Source organism: Luteibacter sp. P1_D3 (assembly GCF_056406135.1).
Genome location: NZ_JBFUAT010000015.1, coordinates 38,094 through 60,482 on the forward strand (window position 1 = coordinate 38,094; position 22,389 = coordinate 60,482).

A 22,389-nucleotide genomic window follows, 5' to 3' on the forward strand; every position below is an offset into this window, starting at 1 on the left:
GGGGCCAACTTGAGGTTCAGGCCGGGTTGCGCATATTTTCATGGGATGACCGGTCGACCGGCAGTGAACTTGCTCGGTCCGCGCTTGTCTCAGCTGCGCCCGCGACTGGCCCCGAATGATGTGAGGAGACGGCCCGGATGGGCGAAAACGAACTGGATCAAGCACTTGTCGAGCGTGTGCAGCAAGGAGATCGCCGCGCGTTCGACCTGCTTGTGCGGAAGTACCGGCACAAGGTGATCGCGTTGATCTCGCGCTATGTGCACGACTGGACCGAATGCGAGGACATTGCCCAGGAAGCCTTCGTGCGCGCCTGGCGCGCCCTCGGGTCGTTCCGCGGCGAAAGCGCTTTCTACACCTGGCTTTACAAGATTGCCGTGAATACGGCGAAAAACCACCTCGTGGCGATGGGCCGACGCCCACCCACGGGGGATATCGACGTAGACGACGCGGTTTACGTGCCGGGCGCCACGCGCATGCACGACAGCGCCACCCCGGAACGCGAGCTGATGCGGGAACAGGTGGAACAAACGGTGTTTTCCACTGTCCAAGCCCTACCTGAAGAGCTTCGGGTCGCGATTACCCTGCGCGAGGTGGACGGCAAGAGTTACGACGAAATCGCCGCCATCATGAACTGTCCTATCGGTACGGTTCGATCGCGTATCTTCAGGGCTCGTGAAGCCATCGACGAAAAACTGCGGCCGCTTCTTTCCGACCGCGAGGATCACAATCCATGAGTGAAGCCAATCGTGAAATTCTCTCCGCCGGCATGGACGGAGAGCTGTCGCGGGAGGAAATCCGCTTCCTGTTGCGTCGTCTGGAGGCCGATCAGGGCCTCGCCGACGTCTGGTCGCGATATCACGCGGGTCGTGAAGGGCTGCGCGGTGAAGTGATGYCGCCGGTCTCCCATGACTTCGTCGATCGGGTCATGGCGGCGATCGAGGCCGAAGCCGATGTGTCGGTCGTTGCCGGGATCGCCCCGCGCCGACGCTGGCTGCATTGGTCGGCGGGTGGTGCCATTGCCGCCAGCGTCGCCGTCGCCGCGCTGATGCTCTCGCAACCGGCAGGTAACCGGTCCGGCGCACCCGAGATCGCCCACGAGGCGCCGGTCGCCGGCGATATCCAGGTCGCCGAGGCCACGCCGGAACCTGCAGCTGCCCCGGTGGCACCGCAATGGCTCGCCGGTAGCAACATGGCGTCCCAGTTCACCCAGAAGGCGGCATTCGACAGTTCGAGCGAGGGTGGGGTGACCTATCTTCCGCGATCCACGCCGTACCAGATTCATCGTGCCCGGGCCGCGGATGCCCCGGAAGGCAATGGCTACATGCTGCTGACCCGCCCCGACGGCAGCCGTTATGTGCAGCCGGTCGGCGCGCCGCAGGCTCGCTGAGCCGCGGCGTTACCCTGGCGCGCCGACCGTCCCCGGCGCGCCCGATCCCTGATTCGTGACCATCCGTGCGGTCGTTCCGACGGACGGGCAACCGTGGCTTTGACAAGGAGGAAAGAGGATGGGTTGGTTGAATTCACGCGCCATGCTGGGTGGCGCACTGGTCCTGGCTACGGCGGGCGCACAGGCGCAGAGCCTGCCCGATTTCACGACCGTGGTAGAGAAGAATGCCCCGGCGGTCGTCCATGTCGAGGCGAAGACTACAGGCGCCCACAGAAAAGCGAAGGGCGGCCCGGCCGGACAGGATGATCAGGAGGAGCTGCTGCGTCGCTTCTTCGGCATGCCGGGCGCGCCCGTGCAGCCGCCCGAGCAGACCTCGCTGGGCTCCGGCTTCATCATCTCCGCCGATGGCTACATCCTCACCAACGACCATGTCGTCGACGACGCCGACGAGGTCAAGATTCGCCTGCAGGATCGTCGAACCTTCACCGCCCGCGTGGTCGGCAAGGATCCGCAGTACGACATCGCCCTGCTGAAGGTCGATGCCACTGCCTTGCCCGCCGTCACCATCGGCGACTCGCGCAGCGTGAAGCGCGGCCAATGGGCCCTGGCGATCGGCTCTCCGTTCGGCCTCGACGCCACCGTGACCCACGGCATCATCAGTGCGGTCGGGCGAAACCTCGGCAGTAGCGATCAGCCCTACACCTCGTTCATCCAGACCGATGTCCCGATCAACCGGGGCAATTCCGGTGGCCCGCTGTTCAACCTGCAGGGCCAGGTGATCGGCGTCAACTCGCAGATCTACTCCACCTCCGGTGGCTACCAAGGCTTGTCGTTTTCGATCCCCATCGACGTGGCCATGAACGTCGTGCAGCAGATCAAGGACAAGGGCTATGTCTCGCGCGGCATGCTCGGCGTGACCGTGCAGCCCGTGGATCCCTTCGTGAAGAATCTTGCCCTGCCGGATTCCAACGGTGCGCTCGTCGCCCAGGTCACGCCGGGAAGTGGTGCCGACAAGGCCGGTCTGAAGCAGGGCGACGTGATCCTGTCCTTCAACGGCACGCCTGTCACACAGGCACCGGACCTTCCGCCGCTGGTGGCCATCACCCGGCCCGGTTCGACGGCCAGGGTGGAATTCCTCCGCGACCATAAGAAGCAGTCGGTCGAGGTGAAGGTCGGCGAATTGCCGCGCGACAAGGCGGCGCTGGCCTCGGCAGCACCAGGCGAGGATGCCGTCGGTGGCGGATCGGCCGCCGCCCTGGGGCTAGCCGTGCAGGACATCGACGCGTCGACGCGGTCGGAGCTGGGCCTCAAGGCCGGCGAGGGCGTGGTGGTCAGCAAGGTGTCTGGCCCGGCCGCGGCCAACACCGGACTGCGGCCCGGCGACGTCATCCTCATGGTCAACCAGAAGCGGGTCGGCAGCGCCGCGGCGTTCCGCGACGCTGCCAAGGGCATCACGTCCGGCGATACCGCGATGCTGCTGGTCCGGCGCGAGGATTCGACGCGATTCGTTGGTGTTACGGTCCCCAGCGATCGCTGACAAACACAGCGCCACCTGCCGGTCGGCGGTGGGTGGCCTTCCATGCGATAATGCTTGATTCGCGCTGGTCCCGAGGGCCGGCGCGCGTCGTTCGCGCCGCGAGCGATGGTGAACGTGACCACGGCGCTCCATGGAACTTATCCGCAACTTCTCCATCATTGCCCATATCGACCACGGCAAGTCGACCCTGGCCGACCGTATCATTCAGTTGTGCGGGGGTCTGACCGAGCGCGAAATGGAAGCGCAGGTCCTCGACAACAATCCGATCGAGCGTGAGCGTGGCATTACCATCAAGGCGCAGTCGGTCTCGCTGCCGTACACGGCGCGCGACGGCAAGACCTACCAGCTCAACTTCATCGATACCCCCGGGCATGTCGACTTCTCCTATGAGGTAAGCCGCTCGCTGTCCGCCTGCGAAGGCGCGCTGCTGGTGGTCGATGCCGCGCAGGGTGTCGAGGCGCAGTCGGTCGCCAACTGCTATACGGCGATCGAGCAGGGCCTGGAAGTCATCCCGGTCATCAACAAGATCGACCTGCCCACGGCGGATGTCGAAAAGGCCAAGGCCGAGATCGAGGCCGTGATCGGTCTGGACGCGACCGACGCGATCCCTGTCAGCGCCAAGACCGGCCAGAACGTCATCGAGGTGCTCGAGGCGATCATTCATCGCATTCCGGCGCCGAAGGCGGGCAACACCGATAAGCTCCAGGCGCTGATCATCGATTCCTGGTTCGACAACTACCTGGGCGTCGTGTCCCTGGTGCGCGTGATGCAGGGCGAGATCCGCCCGGGCGACAAAATCCTGGTCATGTCGACGGGCCGCACTCACCTGGTCGACGACGTCGGTGTGTTCACGCCCAAGCGCAAGAAGCTGGACCGTCTCGGCGCAGGTGAGGTGGGCTGGATCAATGCATCGATCAAGGACGTCCATGGCGCGCCCGTGGGCGATACGCTGACGCATTCGGGCAAGCCTGCATCGGAGCCGCTGGCTGGCTTCCAGGTGATGAAGCCGCGCGTGTTCGCGGGCCTGTTCCCCGTATCGGCCGACGATTACCCGGCCCTGCGCGAGGCGCTGGACAAGCTGCGCCTCAACGACGCCGCGATGTTCTTCGAGCCGGAAAGCTCCGAGGCGATGGGCTTCGGCTTTCGCTGCGGCTTCCTCGGCATGCTGCACATGGAGATCGTGCAGGAGCGCCTGGAGCGCGAGTACGACCTCAACCTTATTACCACGGCACCGACCGTGGTCTACGAGGTGGCCAAGACGGACGGCACCGTCCTGCAGATGGACAATCCGGCCAAGCTTCCGCCGCCGCAACAGATCGTGGAAATCCGCGAGCCGATCATCGTCGCCACGATCCTCACCCCGGGTGACTATGTCGGCAACGTGATCAAGCTGTGCGAAGAGAAGCGCGGCGTACAGCGTTCCATTCAGTACCTGGCGACCCAGGTGCAGGTGACCTACGAGTTGCCGTTGGCGGAGGTGGTGCTCGACTTTTTCGATCGCCTGAAGTCGGTGTCCCGTGGTTATGCCTCGATGGATTACCACCTTGAGCGGTTCGATCCGGGCCCGTTCGTCCGTGTCGATATCCTGATCAACGGCGATCGCGTGGACGCGCTCAGCCTGATCGTGCATCGTTCGCACGCCGACCGTCGCGGCCGGGAACTTGTCGAGCGCATGAAGGATCTGATTCCTCGCCAACAGTTCGACGTGGCCATCCAGGCCGCTGTTGGCGCGGCGGTGATCGCGCGATCGACGGTCAAGGCACTGCGCAAGAACGTCCTCGCCAAGTGCTATGGCGGCGACGTCTCGCGAAAGAAGAAACTTCTCGAGAAGCAGAAGGAAGGCAAGAAGCGCATGAAGCAGGTAGGCAGCGTTGAAATTCCTCAGGAAGCCTTCCTTGCCGTGCTGAGGCAGGACAAGTAACCGAAACATGGAAAGCCGGCGCCGGATGCGCCGGTCCGGGCCGCGAGGCCCCTCGACACGATTGATGGAGATGGTATGGCGGCATTTGATTTTTCGGCGATTCTCCTGGCCCTGACCGTCCTGTTGGGCGTGGTCTGGCTGTTCGATCGCCTTTTCCTGGTCAAGGCGCGTCGCGCCCGCGCCGAAGCCTCGGGAACCGAGCAGCCCGAGCCGTGGCCCGTCGACTGGGCCCGCTCACTGTTTCCGGTGATCCTGGTCGTGCTCCTGCTGCGCTCGTTCGTCGCCGAGCCGTTCCGTATCCCGTCGGGCTCGATGATGCCGACGCTGGACGTGGGCGACTTCATCCTGGTCAACAAATTCGCTTACGGCCTGCGCATGCCGGCCTTCAATAACAAGCTGGTCGAGAACGGCGAGCCCCGTCGTGGCGACGTGGTCGTGTTCCGCTTCCCGGGATATGTCTGTCAGGACGAAAGTGGCAAGACGATCCGCAGTGGCGACATCACTTGCCAGGACCCGCACGCCCCCGTGCCCAGCGAGAACTGGATCAAGCGGGTGATCGGCCTGCCGGGCGACCGCATCGAAACCCGTGGCAGCGAGCTGTACATCAACGGCGAGCGCGTGGGAGCCGACGAGATCGGTCCGTTCAAGGGCAGCATGACCCGGGTCGAAGATCGCCTGCTGATGACCTATGGCTCCAAGCTCTACACCGAACACCTGGGCAGCATCAACCACACGATCGCCCTGACCCCGGCCTACAACATGCCGCAGGACATCCCTAATGCGGCGGTCCCGTCGGAAGTACCCAAGGGCTGCTATATCGTCATGGGCGACAACCGGATGAACAGCACCGACAGCCGCTGGTGGGGCTGCATGCCCGAGTCCAACCTGGTCGGCAAGGCGTTCTTCGTCTGGCTCGCCTGGCGGGGGTTCGATAATGGCCTGTTCGACTTTTCCAAGATGGGTAAGGTCATTCACTGACGGAACGGTGGCGTCCGTCACGCTGCATGGCGTTGCGGTACGCCCCGGACAAGGTAATCTCCGCTGCGGGGCGCCTTGCGCGCCCCGTCGGCATTTAAAGTCTTGAACAGGGGAGCCGCTTCGCGCGGCGGAGACCGAAACATGAAATCCAGGCAGTCGGGTATTACCCTTATCGGGTTCGTCTTCATGCTGGCCATCGCTGGCTTCTTCGCCTTCATGGCCATGAAGCTGGTGCCGTCCTATATCGAGTACGGCGGCGTGATCAAAGCGGTCAACCAGATCGCCGCCGAGGGCGGCTCCGAGGACCTCGAGACGGTACGAAGCAAGCTCGCCTTCAAGATGAGCTTCCAGTATGTGGATAATTCGACGATCAAGCCGAAGGACGTCACCATCCAGCGTACCGGCAACGCAGCCATACTTAATGTCTCCTACGACAAAGTGATTCCGTTCATCTACAACATCGCCTTCCTGCTCCATTTCGAGAAGTCGGCGCCGCTCAAAAGTGCCGTCGGGCAATGAGGTTTCGTGGAATTTCCTTACCGCTTTCGTGATCCCGGTCTCGCGACCCTGGCCCTGACTCATCGGAGCGCCGGGAAGCCAAATAACGAGCGGATGGAATTCCTGGGCGACGCCCTGCTCGGCGCCCTCGTAGCCGAGCTGTTGTTCGAGGCGCACCCCCATGCCAGCGAAGGCGAGCTTTCCCGCCTCCGCGCGCAACTGGTCAATGGCCAGGCCCTGGCCGTCATCGGGCGCGAGCTCGAGCTCGGCGACGACCTGAAACTCGGGCCTGGCGAGCTGAAGAGTGGCGGCTTTCGCCGTGACTCCATCCTTGCCGACGCCTTCGAGGCACTGGTCGCCGCCGTCTACTTCGACGACGGCTACGACGCCTGTCGCCAGGTGGTGCGCCGTCTGTTCACGCCACGCGTGGCGGAGATCAAGCGATCCAGCAAGGATGCCAAGACGCGGCTGCAGGAATGGCTGCAGGGACGAGGGCTTCCCCTCCCCATGTATGAATTAACCGACAGCTACGGCGAAGATCACGCCAAGATCTTCGACGTCAGCTGTACGATCGACGAACCGGAACCGATTCGCGTCGAAGGACGCGGGGGCAGCCGGCGCGCCGCCGAACAGGACGCTGCCGAAACGGTGCTGCGCCGCTTGCTGGAAAAGAAATCATGAACGACATCGATATCCCCGAAGACCACGACACCCTCGTCGACGACGACTTCCGCTGCGGCTATGTGGCCCTGCTGGGTCGCCCGAACGTAGGCAAGTCCACCCTGCTCAACGCCATGATCGGCGTACGCCTGAGCATTGTCAGCCATCGTCCGCAAACGACGCGTCACCGCATTCTCGGTATTTCCACCAAGCCGGAAGGGCAGATCCTCTACGTGGATACGCCCGGACTGCACCGGGGCGGCAAGCGCGCGATGAACCGCAGCCTCAATCGCGCGGCGCGCGCGGCCATCTCCGAAGTGAATCTGGCGGTACAGGTGATCGAGGCCGGTCGTTGGACGGACGAAGACGCCGCCATGTACGCCGCTCTCGCCGAACAACCGGACGTGCCGAAACTGCTGGCCATCAACAAGGTTGACCTGCAGAAGGACAAGACGGCCATGCTGCCGTTCGTCGCCGATCTCATGCAGAAGCATCAGTTCGACGATGTCTATTACGTCAGCGCACTGAAGTCGAAAGGCCTCGAAGGCCTGGAAAAAGGCATCCTCAAGCGCCTTCCAGAACAGCCGGCGGTCTATGCCGAGGATGAGATTACCGATCGCAGCGAGCGCTTCCTGGCCTCGGAGATGGTGCGCGAGCAGCTCATGCTGCGTCTCAACCAGGAACTGCCGTACGCCACCACCGTCGAGATCGAGGCCTTCCAGGATCGTCCCGACGGTATTGCCGAAGTGCACGCCGTCATCTGGGTCGAGCGTGACGGCCAGAAAGCGATCGTGATCGGCGAAGGCGGTGCCCAGCTCAAGGCGATCGGCACGTCGGCGCGCAAGGCGATGGAGAGCATGTTCGAGCGTAAGGTGTTCCTCAAGCTCTGGGTCAAGGTTCGCGAAGGCTGGGCCGACGACGAGAACCTGCTCAAGCGTTTCGGCTACGAATAAGCCGCCAGGCGCGAGCCGAGATGCGCGTCGAACAACAGCCCGCCTTCATCCTGCATGCCCGGCCGTACCGGGAAACCTCGATGCTCGCCGAATGCCTCACCCGCGATCATGGCCGTATCGGCGTGGTCGCACGCGGCGTCCGGCGGGAGGGCGCGCGTACGCAGCGGGCCCAGCTCGAACCGTTCCAGCGCGTCGAGCTCGATCTCCTGATGAAGGGCGAGCTTGCCACGCTGCGTAGCGCCGAGCCCTCTGGGCCTGTGCTTCGCCTGACCGGCGATGCCGGTCTTGCCGGGCTCTACCTCAATGAGCTGGTCGTCCGCCTGACCGGCCGTCAGGACGGCAACCCCGAGCTGTTCGCGTTCTACGACAGCACGCTCAGGCGCATGGCTGCGGGCGAGCCGCTGGCCTGGACGTTGCGACGCTTCGAGCGCGACATGCTCGACGCCCTGGGCTACGGGCTCCAGCTCGATATCGACGCCATCGACGGCTCGCCCGTGGATCCGGCGCTCGTCTATTTTTACGATCCCGAATCGGGCGTGCTACCGGGGCGCGTTGGCGACCAGCGAGCCATCCGCGGCGCGGACCTGCTTGCACTGGCGGCAGATGCCGCGCCGGATACCGCCGGGCTCTCCTCGCTGCGCCGCATGATGCGCCAGGTGATCACCTTCCATCTTGGCGGCGGTGAGCTCAAAGCCTGGCGCGTCCTACGCTAAAGCGGCGAGCGCGAGTTCGAGTTCCGAGCGGAAGCGGAGCAGGGCGGGCGGGGAGGCCCATCGTGTTTCGGTGACATGGTGTTGCAGGGCTTTTGCCTGAACGGCCAGTCGCGTCGCACCGCAGAATCCGCAGGCCGAGCGCAGCCGATGCAGCCGCTCGACCAGGGTCGCCGGGTCGTTCGCCAGGGACGCGAGCTCGGGCCCGAGCTGAAGCAGCTCCTCACGAAACAGGCTGCGCAAGGCATGCATGGTGGCCAGGTCCCCGGTCGCGAGCATGGCTTCGTGGTCATCGAGGGCGTGTTCGTCACCATGGACGCCGAGGGTCGCCGTCAGGGCGTTCGCGAGGGAACCGATCCCGCAGGGCTTCTCGATGACGCACGCGAAGCCCGCCTCGATAAGGCTTTGGCGCAGGGCGGTGGGCACCTCGGCGCTGGTCGCCATCGCCACGGCGTGGCGCGACGCGGCGGCGGGATCCGCGTGGAGTGCGACCAGAACATCGACGGCGCCGCCTGAGGGCATGCGGCAATCCAGCAGAATGGCGTCGAAGCACGTCGTGCGGGCGAGGTTCAGCGCCTGCGCGCCGTCCTCGGCCAGCGTGACGACATAGCCCATGGCTGCCAGCGCGCTGCGGAGAAACGCCCGCGTGGATGGGTCGTCATCGGCGACGAGTACCTGAAATAAATAGCGGTCCGGCATGCAACGTTCCGTGTTGTTCATCTGAGTTTGGCAGAATGGCCGAGCATGCTCGCCGTATCAACCCGCACCTTTGTCCTCGTTCTCGTTGCCTGCGCCTTGTTCGCCGGGGCTGGGCGTGTTCGCGCGGGGGTTTCGGTAGGCGCCGATAGCGTGCTGCTGCCCGGTGTGGGCATGACAAGCATGCAAGCCGACATAAATTCGGCGCCAGACGGACAAGGGTTGCAGCTGACGCTGTCAGCCGTTCAGGCCGACATACCCGCGATGGGCTGGCGAAAACTGGGCGTCACGCTAGAAGGTGGGCTGAATCGCGATGAGGTCGGGCGCTGGGTCTTCGATGGATCGCTTCGGCTGAAGGGGGCTCCCGGCGGGGCGCTCACCAATGCGCGATTGCATATGGTGGCCGATGATTCGGCCAACACGCTCGAGCTTTCGATCACCCAGGACAAGGCGAGCGCACGGATCGCCCTGCCGATCGATCAGACCACCCATGCCCAGATCACCCTGAAGGACCTGCCGGCCGGATGGCTCAACGGCCTTCTGTCCACGGTGTGGTCGGGGCATACGACGACCGGCCGCGTGGATGCCGACCTGGCGCTCGACCTCATCGACGACGGTTTACAGGCGGCCGGCCAGTTCGCTATCGATGGGATGGGATTCGATAGCCCGGGCGGCAAGCTTGCCGGGCAAAAGCTGTCCGCGAGCGGACGGCTGGGCCTCGACAGCCGTGCTGGCGGTGCGTCGATCGACCTCGACGCCAGCCTGCGCGGTGGCGAGATCCTGCTCGGCCCGCTTTATGCCAGCTTGCCCTCGCACGCCGTGCAGCTCTCGTTGGCGACACGCTCGCAAAAGGGCAGCCTGGCGATCCCGCGTCTGCGTCTCACCGATCCCGACGCCCTGCAGCTCGAGGGCGAGCTGGCCTTCAACGCGAACGGGGATCTGACGCAACTGCAACTGGATCACTTCAACGCCCGCTTGCCTGCTGCTTACGACCGCTACGGCAAGGGCTGGCTTCGCACCCTCGGCATCGATGCGCTGGTGGGGACGGGTGAGGTCAGCGGTCAGGTGGGGATGAACGCCGGGGGCCTGACAGCGTTCGCCCTGCAGACCAGTGGCCTCGACCTGTCGTTTGCCCAGGGTCGTCTCGGTGTCACGGGCCTGCATGGGGCGCTGGACTGGAGTGCGACGGATGATCGCCCGGTCACCAAACTTGGCTGGCGTGCGCTTCAGGTGTACCAGATCCCGAACGGAGCCGCTGAAGCGAACTGGCGGAGCCGCGGCGGCACGCTGGCCCTGGAAAAGCCACTGGTCGTCCCGGTACTCGATGGACAGCTACGCGTGCAGGGTCTGTCCTTGAAGCCGGCTGCGGCGAGCGGCGAGCGCTTGCAGACCTCGCTGGCGTTGACCCAGATCGACATGGGGGCACTTTGCCGCGCGTTGGGTTGGCCCGAGTTCAAGGGCACGATCGGCGGGGCCATCCCGTCCATGCGCTATGTCGACGACCGGGTGGAGATGGGCGGTGGCCTGTCGCTCAACGTCTTCGACGGGTTTGTCGACATCACCCGCATGACTGTCTCGCAACCCTTTGGCAATGCTCCGGTTATGACCGGAAATATCGCCCTTCGCCAGCTCGATCTCGCGCTGCTGACCTCGGTTTTCGATTTCGGAAGCATCACTGGACGGCTCGACGGCGCGCTGGACGATCTGCGCCTGGTCGCCTGGAAACCAGCCGCCTTCAAGGCCGCGTTCATGGCGAACGACGGCGGCCGGATCAGTCAGAAGGCCGTCAACAATCTCACCGCTGTCGGCGGTGGCGGTATCGCCGGCGGCCTCCAGGGCACCGTGCTGAAGCTCTTCAAGACATTCGGCTACAAGCGCATCGGGCTGACCTGCCAGCTCAAGGGCGATGTCTGCTCCATGGGCGGGCTGGGCAATGCCAAGGATGGCTACACTATCGTCGAAGGCAGCGGTTTGCCGCGTCTCACGGTGGTGGGGCACCAGCGTGAGGTCGACTGGCCGACCCTGGTCAGACGGCTACAGGCGGCCACGGAAGGCGGTGGACCGGTGATACGATGATGATTCGAAAGGGAGTTAGAAATGATGCGTAAAGCACTGATTGGACTAATGACATCCGCGGCGATTGCCTTGGTCGGGTGCGTCACGATCAACGTGTACTTCCCCGAGGCGGCGGCGCAGAAAGCGGCCGACCAGTTCATCGGCAACGTGCTCGACGACAGTGGTGTCGCACCGGCGGCCCAGGGTTCGGGCGCGACCGCGCCGGCCAAGCCCGCGCCTGGAAAGCAGCCATCCGCATCACTGCTCGATCTGGTGATTCCCGCGGCCCAGGCGGCCGATGCGCCCGACATCCAGATCCGCACGCCGCAGACCGACGCTATCCGCGAGCGCATGAAGGCGCGCTTCGGTGGGCAGCTCAAGGGCTTGTTCGATAGCGGCGCCGTGGGCTTTACGGCCAACGGGCAGGTGGCCGTGCGAGACGCCGGCTCGTTGCCGCTGGACCAGCGTTCGCAGGCCAACGCGATCGTCGGCCAGGAAAACAGCGACCGCGACGCGCTTTACAGCGAGATCGCACGGGCCAATGGTCACCCCGAATGGGAGGCGCAGATCCGCAAGACCTTCGCCGAGGGCTGGGTCCAGCGCTCGCCGTCGGGCTGGTATTATCAGGACGCCTCCGGCGCCTGGAAGCGCAAATAGGCAATCGCCAGGAACGCTCGCCGCCCTCCGTGCGGCGCGTCCTCCCAGCCAGCCCGGACCCTCGTCGTCCGGGCTTTACGTTTTTGAGCGCATGACCGAACTCGAAGCCACCATCACCGACCTCACCCACGACGTCCGGGGAGTTGCCCGCATCGACAACAAGGCCACCTTCGTCGCCGGCGCGTTGCCTGGCGAACGTGTCTCGTTGCGGTACGTCAAGCGCCATCGCAACTACGACGATGCCGAACTCGTCAGCGTGATCGAAGCCTCGCCGCATCGTGTCGAGCCGAAGTGCCGGCACTTCGGCCAGTGCAGCGGCTGCTCGCTTCAGCATATGGACCCCGAGGCGCAGATCGCCGCCAAGCAGCGCGTCCTGGCCGAGAATTTCGAACGCATCGGCAAGGTCATGCCGGTGACGTGGCTGCCGCCGTTGTCCGACCAGCCCTGGGCGTATCGCCGGAAGGGCCGGTTCTCCGTACGTTACGTGGCGAAGATGGCGCGCGTGCTGGTCGGATTTCGCGAGGAGTCCAATCCGCGACTGGTCGCCGACATCGAGCACTGCGAGGTGATCCATCCGGCGCTCGGGCCCAAGGTCGGCCTGTTGGCCAACCTGGTCAGTGGCATGGATGCGGCGTGCGATATCCCTCAGATCGAGTTCGCCGCGGGCGACGACACCGTGGCGCTGGTGTTTCGGCATGTTGCGCCCCTGTCCGACCGTGATCGTGCCGCCCTGGTGGCCTTTGGCCGCGAGCACGGCTTCGCCATCTATTTGCAGCCCGGCAACGCGAGCAGCGTCCATCCGATCTGGCCGGAGGCTCCGCGCCTGGCTTTTACCGTCCCCGCCGACAACGTCGAGCTGGAATTCCTGCCGCTGGATTTCGTCCAGGTCAATGCGGGAATGAACACCCGCATGCTGGCGCGGACCATGGCACTGCTCGATCTTCAACCGACGGACCGGGTGCTCGACCTGTTCTGCGGCCTGGGTAACTTCACCCTGCCCATGGCGCGCCATGCGGCCGAGGTCGTGGGCGTGGAAGGCGAACACGGCCTGGTCGAGCGTGCGGCGGCCAATGCGGCGCGCAATGGGCTGGCCAATGCCTCGTTCCGTGTCGCCAATCTGTTCGAGGACCAGCGTTCGGCACCGTGGGCCGGTGAACGCTGGGACAAGATCCTGCTCGACCCGCCGCGCGCCGGTGCGGACAAGGTGCTGGAGTACCTGCCGCGCAAAGGCACCCATCGCATCGTCTACGTGTCGTGCCATCCCGGGTCGCTGGCGCGCGACGCCGGTATCCTCGTCCAGAAGCACGGTTTCAAACTGGTGTCGGCCGGCGTGATGGACATGTTTCCGCACACCGCGCACGTGGAATCCATCGCGCTGTTCGAGCGCGGCTGAGTCAACGGGAAACCCATGGGTATCGAGATCGAACGCAAGTTTCTGCTCGCCAACGATGAATGGCGCGCGATCGTGGTGCGTAGCGAACGGATCGCACAGGGCTACCTGTCCGGCTCGGCGGCGATCCAGGCCGGCGTGGTGAAGTGTTCGGTACGCGTGCGCATCTCCGGCGAACTGGCGTGGTTGAACATCAAATCGGCCACCCTGGGGATATCCCGCCAGGAATTCGAGTATCCGATTCCGGTGACCGACGCCGAGCGCCTCCTGGCCGATCTTTCCGATGGGGCGCTGGAGAAGATTCGTCACCATGTCATGCTCGACGGTACACACTTCGAGATCGACGAATTCCTGGGTCCCAACGCGGGACTCGTCGTCGCCGAGGTGGAGCTGTCCCACGCCGATGCGTCGTATCCGACACCGGCATGGCTCGGTCTCGAGGTGAGCGATCATGTGCGCTATTACAACGTCAACCTGATCGACCGGCCGTATGCGCTCTGGTCGACGGCCGAGCGGGAAGGGAAGGAGGTCTCAGCATGCTGATCATCGGTCTGTCCGGTACCGAACTGGCCGCCCACGAGCGTGGACGACTCGCGGCGCACGGTGTCTCGGGCGTCATCCTGTTCTCGCGCAATTTCGCCTCCCGTGAGCAGATCACCGCCATGATCGAGGCCGTTCGCGAGGTCGCGGGCGAGGATTTCCTTATCTGCGTCGACCAGGAGGGCGGTCGGGTGCAGCGTTTCCGCGACGGCTTTACCCGTCTGCCGCCGCTGGCATCCCTCGGCAAGCTCTACGACACGGTCCCCTATGAGGCGATCAACCGCGCCGAAGAGCACGCCTGGATCATGGCCAGCGAAATGCGCGCGATCGGCGTCGATTTCAGCTTTGCGCCGGTGGCGGACCTCGATCGCGGAAGCGCCGCCATCGGCGACCGTGCCTTTCACGCCGATCCAGTCATCGCCGCCGAGCTGACCCAGGCCTATGTCCGTGGCATGCACCTGGGGGGTATGGCTGCCGTGCTCAAGCATTACCCGGGGCACGGTTCGGTCAAGGAGGACACCCACGAATCCATCGCCGTGGATACGCGTAGCAAGAACGACATCCTGAGCACGGACCTGCTGCCCTTCGTGGCCGGTATCGACGCGCATGCCGAGGCTGTCATGGCGGCCCACGTGAAATACACGGCCGTCGACGACCAGCCAGCGGGTTACTCGCACGTGTGGATCGAAGAGATCCTGCGTGGCGAGCTCGGTTTCCGCGGCTGCGTCTTCGGCGATGACATCAGCATGGCGGCGGCCGGCAGCGTCGGCGGCATCGCCGCGCGCGTCGGCGCCAACCTCGATGCGGGCTGCGACCTCGTGCTCGCCTGTTTTCCCGACGTCGTTCCCGAGGCGATCGCGGCGGTCAAGGACCGCCGTCCGTCGCTCGCCGAGCGGATCATCCCGTTGCGCGGGGCGATCGGCTCGACTTGGGAAGGACTTCTCGACAATCCCCAGCGCGATCGTTTCATCGCGCGCGTGACCGCTTTGGAGCCGTAACCCACCCATGACCGCCACCGCTTCGCTCGACTATGCGCTCGCGCACTCCGAGGTCCTGTTCACCCGCGAACAGCTCGATACCGAAATCGCCCGCATGGGTCGCGAGATCGACGCCGCCCTGGGCGGCGAGCATCCCGTGTTCCTCACCGTGATGCACGGCGCCCTCATCTTCGCCGGCCAGCTCGCCTTCGCCATCCGCACCGATCTCGAGTTCGACTACGTGCACGCGACCCGTTATCGCGGCCAGACCAGCGGCAGCGACCTGCATTGGTTGCGCCGCCCGGAAGTGCCGTTGAAAGACCGGACGGTCGTCCTGGTCGACGACATCCTCGATGAAGGCCATACCCTGAAAGCCGTGCGCGACGCCTGCCTGGAGATGGGCGCGAAGCGCGTGCTTCTCGCTGTGCTCTGCACCAAGCTGCACGACCGCCGCGCGCACGGTATCGAAGCCGACTTCAATGGCGTCGACCTGCCGGACCGCTATGTCTTCGGCTACGGCATGGATTACCACGAGCAGGCGCGAAACCTGCCGGCCATCTACGCGCTGAAGGACTGACGCCATGTCGATCGATCTGGCTGTCATCGGCGGCAGCGGTCTCTATCAGTTCGAAGGGCTCGAACATGCCGAGCGGCATGCGGTGGAAACACCGTTCGGTCCTGCCTCGGGCGATGTCGTCATGGGCGACTTCCGTGGCAAGCGCCTCGCTTTCCTGGCGCGCCACGGCGAGAGCCACACGGTGCCGCCGCATCGGGTCAACTACCGGGCCAACCTCTGGGCGCTGCACTCGCTTGGCGCCCGTCGGATCGTCGCGGTCAACGCGGTCGGTGGCATTCGCGACGACATGGGGCCGCGCGCCCTCGTCGTGCCGGACCAGATCATCGACTACACCCACGGCCGGTACACCAGCTTCAACGATGTCGAAGGGGCGGAAGTTCGCCATATCGATTTCAGCGAGCCCTATACCGAAAGCCTGCGCCAGGCGATTCTCGCCGCGGCCCGGGCCGAAGGCTTGCCGATCATCGACGGTGGTTGCCACGGGATCACCCAGGGACCGCGCCTGGAGACGCGTGCCGAAATTGCGCGGATGAAACGCGACGGCTGCGACCTCGTGGGGATGACCGGCATGCCCGAGGCGGTCCTGGCACGCGAACTGGACCTCGAATTCGCCTGCCTTGCCCTGGTTGCCAACTACGCTGCGGGCGCCGGCGATGAGGCCGAAATCAGTATCGAGGAGATCTTCGCGCATCTGGCGGCGGCGACAGCGAACGTCCCGCCGATTCTTGGCCGGCTTCTCGCCGGAGGCTGATCTTCGGCGATTGACTGGGAATTCGTCGTAGTTGCGCTTTACCAGCAAACATGTCGATACTTCGCCTGCGCCGCGGGGGCAGGCACAGGGGATCCATGGGGAACGCCTCGCCAACGCAGGGGCGCTTCCAATTCCATGTCCAGAGGTTTCCGCATGCGTTTCGGTACGGTCAAGTGGTTCAACGACGCCAAGGGTTTCGGTTTCATCGCGCCTGAGGACGGTGGGGAGGACGTGTTCGTCCACTTTTCTGCGATCAACTCCAAGGGCTTTCGCAGCCTGCAGGAAGGCCAGCGCGTAAAATTCGAAGTCACGACGGGCCCGAAGGGCGCGCAGGCTTCGGGCGTCGAAATCGCGGCCTAACCGTCGCGACAGCGTTGCCTCGAAAACCCCGCATGTGAGTGCGGGGTTTTTTTGCGTCGCGTCGCAAGAGTCGGCGGCTATCGCCCTCGGGGCCACGCTCCGGCGACCCGCTGGGGAAGGGCCGCGAATCGCGGCCGTTTACCTATTGCCCTACGGGCCGGGTCGGCATCCCACCGGCGGTTTCCGACTCGACATCCTGTCTCGCGAAAACGGTCGGCCGTCCTGGCCGACCCTCTTCGGGCTTTTTTCCGGTGGGACGCCTCGCCTGCGCTACCGGCCCCGAGGGCGATACCCGCCGACTCTTCCGAGCACTGAGGTGTCGTGAGGTCGAGCTCACCGCCCGCAGCTTGCGGGCTCGTTGTAGGAGCCGATTCATCGGCGAACCCTCAACACGGCTATCGCGAACGAGGCCTTGCGTCGCATCGTGCCGGCGGCTAACCGCTCGCCCCATCACCACCCGGCCTCACTCGCTTGCTCGCTGCCCTGAGGGTTCGCCGGCGCAGCCGGCTCCTACCCAAGATCTGCGTTGCGCTGGTGCGTGGCCCAGAGGGTGGCACCCGCCGGCTCTTGCGACGCGCCGCGAGCGCCCCGGCTCTTCTATGGCGACCCGGAAGGCGCCGCACGGCTTGACCGGGTCATGGCATAGACGGCGACGCCGGCCGCCGCGATGCCGGATGCCGCGCCGACGGCGAGGCCCCAGCGTGGGCCCAGGTGATCGGCGACCCAGCCGACGATCGGGGCGCCGATGGGTGTTCCGCCCAGAGCGACACCGACGCGCAACGCCATCACGCGTCCGCGCATGGCGGGCTCGGTGGAGAGCTGCATGAGGCTGTTGGTCGTGTTCGTCAGGGTCAGGGCGGCGACGCCGATAAGCACCAGTGCAGCGGCGAAGAGCCAGTAGGTGGGTGCGAGGGCGGCCAGTGCACAGCCGAGTCCGAAGACACCGGAGCCGACGAGCAGGGAGGCAAAGCGTGGTCGGCCGCGGCCGGCGGCCAGAAGGGTGCCGGATAGCGTACCGATGGCCATGATCGACGACAGCAGGCCGTAGCCGCGTGCGTCGGTATGAAAGACGCCGACGGCCATGGTCGAGATGAAGATCGGGAAATTCAGGCCGAAGGTGCCGATCAGGAAGAGCATGACCAGGATCGCCTTGAGGTCGGGTCGGGACCACACATAGTGCAGGCCTCCCATGAGGCTGCCTTTGGTCCGATGCGCTCGCGCTCTGCCTTGATGGCCGTTGAGGCGAAGCAGGAAAAGCGAACCCAGCACAGCGACGAAGCTGGCCCCGTTGAACAGGAATGCCCAGCCCATCCCGACCGATGCGATGACCAGCCCAGCGACCGCCGGTCCGATCATTCGCGCCGCATTGAACGAGGTCGAGTTGAGTGCGACGGCGTTATGCAGGTCCGCGTCGCCCACCAGTTCCGCCACGAACGTCTGGCGCACGGGAGCATCGAACGCCGCCGCGCAGCCGAACAGGAAGGCAAAGACATAGACGTGCCACAACTGGACGAGTCCGCTGACAGTCAGCAGACCCAGCGTCAGTGCAAGGGCTGCCATCGTGGCCTGCGTCGCTATCAACAGCTTCCGCTGGTCGTAGTGGTCGGCCGCGAACCCGGTCCATGGCAACAATAGCAACTGTGGCCCGAACTGCAGCGCCATGACCGTTCCCACGGCGGATGCGCTGTGATGGGTGAGACGGGTCAGCACCAGCCAGTCCTGCGTCGTGCGCTGCATCCACGTGCCGATGTTCGAGACCACGGCGCCGGCGGCCCAGATGCGGTAGTTCGGATGCCTCAGCGATCGGAACATCCCTGTCGCGGGCGGGGTCACGAACGGTCCGGCGTGTTTCCGCCATGGAAGCGACCGAAGTGCCTGGCGGCAAATAGTGCGATGGCAAGAACACCGAGGCCGAGCGCGATGACATCGCCCGTGTCCTTGCCGTCGAAATCGGCGACGCGGCAAACGAGCACGTAGCCGATCACGAGGTTGAAGAAACCCCATAGAACATTCACGGTCGATTAGGACAGTCCCTCACCCGGCGGCTTTGCGAACGGCGTCTGGAAGGGGCGGCCCATCACGCCACTGACGAAGTGCGGTATGGCGTTGCCAAGCAAGGCGCCGCCGAAGAAGCAGGAAAGCAGGGGGATGGCCATATCAGTTCCTGAGGGGGCACGAGGGCTTTAAAAATCGGTGAGTCGTTGCAACAGGCGGACGGCACCCGCGAGCTCGCGTTGCTCGGCGGGAGACAGCTGGGTCTGCAGGGCGCGGACCAGCCAGTCTTCCTTGGCGGCCCGGCTTGCCTTGAGCGTCTTGCGAAACGTGGGCGTGAGGTCGACGAGGGTTTGCCGTCCGTCGGTCGGGTCGGGCTTACCAGCGATGGCTTTCATGGCCTCGAGTCCCGCCACGGTGATGCGCATCGACTGGGGGCGGACTCCCTCGGCGCGGGCCAGCGCCGACACAGTGGCCGGCCCGTCACGATCGAGGCGAAGCAGGACCGATTTCTGCGACGACGTGAAGTCGCCGGGATGGGACTGCTCCCGCAGCCGCCGCACCAGTTTGCCGCCAGAGATGCGTAGTTCGGCCGCCAGCAACGCCAGCGAGAGGGTGTCGGACGAAGGGGATGAGATAGCCATAACCGGACCTTATCATGAATACAGAAAAACTGTACAGGTAAACTGTGTATATGATGGGCGCTTGCCCGGCCGTTCGAAGTCTGTCCTGGATCGGCCGACGCCGTTGGCTTACCCCCAGGCTGGTACTAGGCGCTCATGAGGCTTGCATCTGGCCCGACGAAGGCTGGGGAAAGGCCGGGCATCAAGCCGTGCGTCGCCGCGCGAACGTGGACACATGCATAGCCGTGGCTCCTCCCTGGTGGAATCCCTCGTCGCCATGTCGGTTTTCGGGATCGGCAGCGCGGCGACGGGAGCGTGGTTCGTGCAGGCTTTGGCCACGGATGCGCGCGTGTCGAGGTGGCTGGCCGCGGAAGCGACGGCCAGTGATTTGGCGGCTCGCATGCGCGTCAATGCGGAGGGCGTGTCCGCGGGTGGCTACACGCTCTCGTCGAAGGCACCAGCGTGCGTACGCGGATGCGACCCGGTCGCGCTGGCTGGCGACGACATGCGGCGGTTCCATGACGCCTTGTCGAAACAGCTCGGACCGGGTGCGGATGGGGATGTCCACTGCGAAATGGCCGCAGCGTGTGTGATCCGGATTCGCTGGCAGGGACAGGAGCTCCTGGTGTGGCCTGTCAAACCGTGAGAAGCCTTGGCTTCAGCCTGGTCGAGTTGATGGTGGGCCTCGCCGTGGCGGCGATCGTCGCAGCGGCGGCTACGGTGTCGCTCGTGGCGGCAGGGGCTGCGGCGAGGCGACACCTTGTTACGAGTCGTGACGAGGACAGGGCACGGTTGGCCCTCGCCGCCATCGTGCGCGATCTGGAAGCGACGACGGCATGGCGCATGTGTACCGAGGCGCGAGACTGTCCGCAGAAGGCAATGGCGAGGGAGTACGACATGCCTGTCTTGCTGGCGGGTTCGATAGGCTGGCTTGTGTCGGACGAACTCAAACGCTGCGACACGAATTGCCAGACCTACATACAGGGCGTGGTGCACCTCGAGATCGTCGCCGACCTGCCCGGTCCCGACGGTCTCATCCAGCGCCAACCTTTTCAGCAGAGGCACGAGGCCAGCGCGCGTGCAATCGAGGTCACGGTGACGATGCGTGACGGCCGGCGCTACAGTCGCGTCGTATCGCGGCCGGCGAAGGCGTCATGAGGCGGCGCCAGCCGCGCCGAGGGTCGGTCCTTCTCTTCGTCCTCGCGGTGTTGGCGATGATGACGATTCTGGGCGCCACGTTGTCGCGTTCCGTCCAGACTCGGGCTCTGTCCGTGCAACAGGGCCGGCGCGGTGGCACGCCACAGGTGCCGCATGCGACCATCGGGGAGGGCGCAAACGGTGCGCCGACGAACGAGGTTGTCCATGGATCGCAGACGTTTCCTTCAGGGGGCGACGATCGCCTCGAGCCTGGCGCTGACCACTAAGGGGTTCGCCAAAGCTGCACCATCGATCGCCTCGGGCGGGATGATTCCGCGCGTCTGTTCGACCTGGGACTTCGGTGTCGCCGCGAACCAGGCGGCCTGGAAAGTCCTGGCGGGCGGCGGCCGTGCCCTGGATGCGGTGGAGCAGGGTGCACGCGTCCCGGAAGCGGATCTGCGCAATCACAGCGTCGGTCGCGCCGGTTATCCCGATCGCGACGGCAAGGTGACGCTGGACGCGAGCATCATGGACGAGCATGGCAATTGCGGCGCGGTGGCGGCGATGGAGCACATCGCTCATCCGATCTCCGTGGCGCGCCGGGTCATGGAACGCACCCCGCATGTCTTGCTCGCCGGTGACGGCGCCACGCAGTTCGCCATCGAGCAAGGCTTTCCTCGCGAAGCGTTGCTGACTCCCGATTCGGAGAAGGCCTGGCACGAATGGCTGAAGACAGCCAAGTACAAGCCGTCGGCCAATAGCGAGGTCAAGACCTACAACGCGGGCCCTGGCGGAACGCCGGGCGATGCGAGCAACCACGACACCATCGGCATGCTGGCGATCGATGCCAAGGGCAATCTGTCCGGCGCCTGCACGACGAGCGGCATGGCCTGGAAAATCCACGGCCGCGTCGGCGACAGTCCGATCATCGGCGCGGGACTTTACGTCGACAACGAGATTGGCGGCGCGACATCGACCGGTGTCGGTGAGGAAGTGATTCGCAACGTCGGCAGCTTCCTTGTCGTTGAGCTCATGCGCCAGGGGCGTTCGCCCGAGGATGCGTGCCGCGAAGCCGTCGAGCGAATTCTCCGGCGCAAGCCGGAGGCGAAGGATCTCCAGGTCGGCTTCCTTGCCATGGACAAGAAGGGCAATGTCGGTGCGTGGGCGATCCAGTCCGGCTTCTCGTACGCCGTGTGCGATGCGAAGAAGCAGGACACCCTGATTCCCGGCAAGAGCACGTATTGATCATGGCCCTGCTCGAAGTCGCCGCGAACTCGATCGCGTCCGCCTTTGCCGCGCAGGCGGGTGGGGCCGGCCGTGTCGAGCTGTGTGCAAGCCTGGACGAGGGCGGTGTGACGCCGTCGCATGGCACGATCGCCCTGGCCCGCGAGGGACTGGATATTCCGCTTTACGTCCTGGTGCGGCCGCGATCGGGAAACTTCCTCTACGAGAACGCTGAAATCGAAGCGATGCTCGATGATATCGCGCACTGCGCTGACCTTGGCTGCGACGGCGTCGTTGTCGGCGCGCTCACGGCCGAAGGCGAGGTCGATGCGGAAGCCTGCCAGCTCTTCGTGGAAGCTGCCGGTGCCATGGGAGTGACCTTTCATCGGGCGTTCGACCTGGTGTCCGACCGCGTCGCGGCCCTGGAGACGGTGATCGAGCTTGGCTTCGAACGCGTGCTCACGTCGGGCGGCATGCCCAGCGCTGTGGCCGGTGCGTCGTCGATCGCGCGCCTGGTCGCGCAGGCGGGTGGTCGCATCGTCGTCATGCCGGGAGCGGGTATCGAGCCTGACAACGTCGCCGCCTTGCGTAACGTGACTCGGGCGCGCGAGTTTCATGCCTCGGCCAAGCGCCGGCTGCCGTCGGGGATGCGACGAACGCCTTCCGACGATCTCGGCATGGGTGGCGGCGAGATCCGTACCGATGAAGACACGGTCCGTGCGCTGGTGGCGGCGCTGAGTTGATCAAGGCGCGTTCTGCCAGGCCT

26 protein-coding genes are annotated in these 22,389 nt (G+C 65.1%); 21 read left to right on the forward strand and 5 right to left on the reverse strand.

Features of this window, described 5'->3' with window-relative positions:
* The first annotated feature begins 137 nt into the window (after positions 1 to 137).
* The 9 genes from rpoE (at position 138) to recO (ending at position 8,647) form a co-directional block, all read left to right on the forward strand.
* Positions 138 to 734 (forward strand): RNA polymerase sigma factor RpoE, encoded by a 597-nt coding sequence (rpoE, locus tag AC1DYM_RS11615; protein ID WP_046966788.1) that lies wholly within the window; start codon positions 138 to 140, stop codon positions 732 to 734.
* Positions 731 to 1,387, forward strand: coding sequence for a sigma-E factor negative regulatory protein (locus AC1DYM_RS11620; protein ID WP_477338401.1), 657 nt, complete (start codon positions 731 to 733; stop codon positions 1,385 to 1,387). Before rpoE ends, AC1DYM_RS11620 begins: the two co-directional genes overlap by 4 nt.
* Positions 1,388 to 1,514: 127 nt before the next feature.
* Positions 1,515 to 2,924, forward strand: a complete 1,410-nt coding sequence (locus tag AC1DYM_RS11625) for a Do family serine endopeptidase (protein ID WP_477338403.1) — start codon at positions 1,515 to 1,517, stop codon at positions 2,922 to 2,924.
* Between the two features lie 130 nt (positions 2,925 to 3,054).
* Entirely contained in the window at positions 3,055 to 4,845 is a 1,791-nt protein-coding gene (gene lepA, locus AC1DYM_RS11630; protein ID WP_046966791.1) for a translation elongation factor 4, read from the forward strand.
* Between the two features lie 75 nt (positions 4,846 to 4,920).
* Positions 4,921 to 5,823, forward strand: a complete 903-nt coding sequence (gene lepB / locus AC1DYM_RS11635; RefSeq protein WP_477338405.1) for a signal peptidase I — start codon at positions 4,921 to 4,923, stop codon at positions 5,821 to 5,823.
* 141 nt (positions 5,824 to 5,964) lie between these two features.
* The gene (locus AC1DYM_RS11640) at positions 5,965 to 6,342 is read left to right on the forward strand and encodes a DUF4845 domain-containing protein (protein WP_477338407.1); all 378 of its coding nucleotides are present in this window, start codon (positions 5,965 to 5,967) and stop codon (positions 6,340 to 6,342) included.
* A gap of 6 nt (positions 6,343 to 6,348) precedes the next feature.
* Entirely contained in the window at positions 6,349 to 7,002 is a 654-nt protein-coding gene (gene rnc / locus AC1DYM_RS11645; RefSeq protein ID WP_477338409.1) for a ribonuclease III, read from the forward strand.
* Positions 6,999 to 7,934, forward strand: a complete 936-nt coding sequence (gene era / locus AC1DYM_RS11650; protein ID WP_477338411.1) for a GTPase Era — start codon at positions 6,999 to 7,001, stop codon at positions 7,932 to 7,934. Before rnc ends, era begins: the two co-directional genes overlap by 4 nt.
* 20 nt (positions 7,935 to 7,954) lie before the next feature.
* A complete protein-coding gene (gene recO / locus AC1DYM_RS11655; protein ID WP_477338413.1) occupies positions 7,955 to 8,647 on the forward strand; it encodes a DNA repair protein RecO in 693 nt (230 codons plus the stop codon).
* Here the strand turns inward: recO and AC1DYM_RS11660 are convergent.
* Positions 8,639 to 9,343: a response regulator gene (locus AC1DYM_RS11660; RefSeq protein ID WP_477338415.1), complete on the reverse strand. Its 705-nt coding sequence runs from the start codon at positions 9,341 to 9,343 to the stop codon at positions 8,639 to 8,641. The two genes, recO and AC1DYM_RS11660, sit on opposite strands and share 9 nt — an antisense overlap.
* Positions 9,344 to 9,388: 45 nt before the next feature.
* Here AC1DYM_RS11660 and AC1DYM_RS11665 point away from each other — a divergent pair, with 45 nt between their 5' ends.
* From AC1DYM_RS11665 to AC1DYM_RS11700, 8 genes are all read left to right on the forward strand, one after another.
* Positions 9,389 to 11,416, forward strand: a complete 2,028-nt coding sequence (locus AC1DYM_RS11665; RefSeq protein WP_477338417.1) for a translocation/assembly module TamB domain-containing protein — start codon at positions 9,389 to 9,391, stop codon at positions 11,414 to 11,416.
* A gap of 21 nt (positions 11,417 to 11,437) precedes the next feature.
* On the forward strand, positions 11,438 to 12,052 hold the full coding sequence (locus AC1DYM_RS11670; RefSeq protein WP_477338419.1) for a YdbL family probable chaperone protein: 615 nt from the start codon (positions 11,438 to 11,440) through the stop codon (positions 12,050 to 12,052).
* 91 nt (positions 12,053 to 12,143) lie between these two features.
* The gene (gene rlmD, locus AC1DYM_RS11675; protein WP_477338421.1) at positions 12,144 to 13,445 is read left to right on the forward strand and encodes a 23S rRNA (uracil(1939)-C(5))-methyltransferase RlmD; all 1,302 of its coding nucleotides are present in this window, start codon (positions 12,144 to 12,146) and stop codon (positions 13,443 to 13,445) included.
* A 15-nt stretch (positions 13,446 to 13,460) separates the two neighbouring features.
* The gene (locus AC1DYM_RS11680; protein WP_477338423.1) at positions 13,461 to 13,985 is read left to right on the forward strand and encodes a CYTH domain-containing protein; all 525 of its coding nucleotides are present in this window, start codon (positions 13,461 to 13,463) and stop codon (positions 13,983 to 13,985) included.
* Positions 13,979 to 14,980, forward strand: coding sequence for a beta-N-acetylhexosaminidase (gene nagZ, locus AC1DYM_RS11685; protein WP_477338424.1), 1,002 nt, complete (start codon positions 13,979 to 13,981; stop codon positions 14,978 to 14,980). Before AC1DYM_RS11680 ends, nagZ begins: the two co-directional genes overlap by 7 nt.
* A 7-nt stretch (positions 14,981 to 14,987) precedes the next feature.
* Positions 14,988 to 15,536, forward strand: a complete 549-nt coding sequence (locus tag AC1DYM_RS11690; RefSeq protein WP_477338426.1) for a hypoxanthine-guanine phosphoribosyltransferase — start codon at positions 14,988 to 14,990, stop codon at positions 15,534 to 15,536.
* A 4-nt stretch (positions 15,537 to 15,540) separates the two neighbouring features.
* Positions 15,541 to 16,287 carry an S-methyl-5'-thioinosine phosphorylase gene (locus AC1DYM_RS11695; RefSeq protein WP_477338428.1) on the forward strand — a complete coding sequence of 249 codons (747 nt, stop codon included), beginning with the start codon at positions 15,541 to 15,543 and terminating at the stop codon, positions 16,285 to 16,287.
* Positions 16,288 to 16,440: 153 nt separating this feature from the next.
* A complete protein-coding gene (locus AC1DYM_RS11700; protein ID WP_036117760.1) occupies positions 16,441 to 16,647 on the forward strand; it encodes a cold-shock protein in 207 nt (68 codons plus the stop codon).
* Positions 16,648 to 17,244: 597 nt separating this feature from the next.
* On the opposite strand, the gene AC1DYM_RS11705 is transcribed toward AC1DYM_RS11700, so the two are convergent.
* From AC1DYM_RS11705 to AC1DYM_RS11720, 4 genes are read right to left on the reverse strand one after another with little or no spacing between them, the layout of a single operon-like run.
* Complete coding sequence (locus AC1DYM_RS11705) at positions 17,245 to 18,459, reverse strand: MFS transporter (protein ID WP_477338430.1); 1,215 nt, start codon at positions 18,457 to 18,459, stop codon at positions 17,245 to 17,247.
* Positions 18,460 to 18,476: 17 nt separating this feature from the next.
* Positions 18,477 to 18,662, reverse strand: coding sequence for a hypothetical protein (locus AC1DYM_RS11710; protein WP_477338432.1), 186 nt, complete (start codon positions 18,660 to 18,662; stop codon positions 18,477 to 18,479).
* 6 nt (positions 18,663 to 18,668) lie between these two features.
* Complete coding sequence (locus tag AC1DYM_RS11715) at positions 18,669 to 18,803, reverse strand: hypothetical protein (protein ID WP_477338434.1); 135 nt, start codon at positions 18,801 to 18,803, stop codon at positions 18,669 to 18,671.
* Positions 18,804 to 18,830: 27 nt separating this feature from the next.
* Positions 18,831 to 19,283: a MarR family winged helix-turn-helix transcriptional regulator gene (locus AC1DYM_RS11720; RefSeq protein ID WP_477338436.1), complete on the reverse strand. Its 453-nt coding sequence runs from the start codon at positions 19,281 to 19,283 to the stop codon at positions 18,831 to 18,833.
* 214 nt (positions 19,284 to 19,497) lie between these two features.
* Between AC1DYM_RS11720 and AC1DYM_RS11725 the strand changes: the two genes are divergently transcribed.
* From AC1DYM_RS11725 to AC1DYM_RS11740, 4 genes are all read left to right on the forward strand, one after another.
* Positions 19,498 to 19,908 (forward strand): type IV pilus modification PilV family protein, encoded by a 411-nt coding sequence (locus AC1DYM_RS11725; protein WP_477338438.1) that lies wholly within the window; start codon positions 19,498 to 19,500, stop codon positions 19,906 to 19,908.
* Positions 19,890 to 20,420 carry a prepilin-type N-terminal cleavage/methylation domain-containing protein gene (locus AC1DYM_RS11730; protein WP_477338440.1) on the forward strand — a complete coding sequence of 177 codons (531 nt, stop codon included), beginning with the start codon at positions 19,890 to 19,892 and terminating at the stop codon, positions 20,418 to 20,420. The genes AC1DYM_RS11725 and AC1DYM_RS11730 overlap by 19 nt, the downstream gene beginning before the upstream one ends.
* A gap of 204 nt (positions 20,421 to 20,624) precedes the next feature.
* The gene (locus tag AC1DYM_RS11735; RefSeq protein WP_477338442.1) at positions 20,625 to 21,644 is read left to right on the forward strand and encodes a glycosylasparaginase; all 1,020 of its coding nucleotides are present in this window, start codon (positions 20,625 to 20,627) and stop codon (positions 21,642 to 21,644) included.
* A 2-nt stretch (positions 21,645 to 21,646) separates the two neighbouring features.
* On the forward strand, positions 21,647 to 22,366 hold the full coding sequence (locus AC1DYM_RS11740) for a copper homeostasis protein CutC (protein WP_477338444.1): 720 nt from the start codon (positions 21,647 to 21,649) through the stop codon (positions 22,364 to 22,366).
* The last annotated feature ends 23 nt before the right edge of the window (positions 22,367 to 22,389 follow it).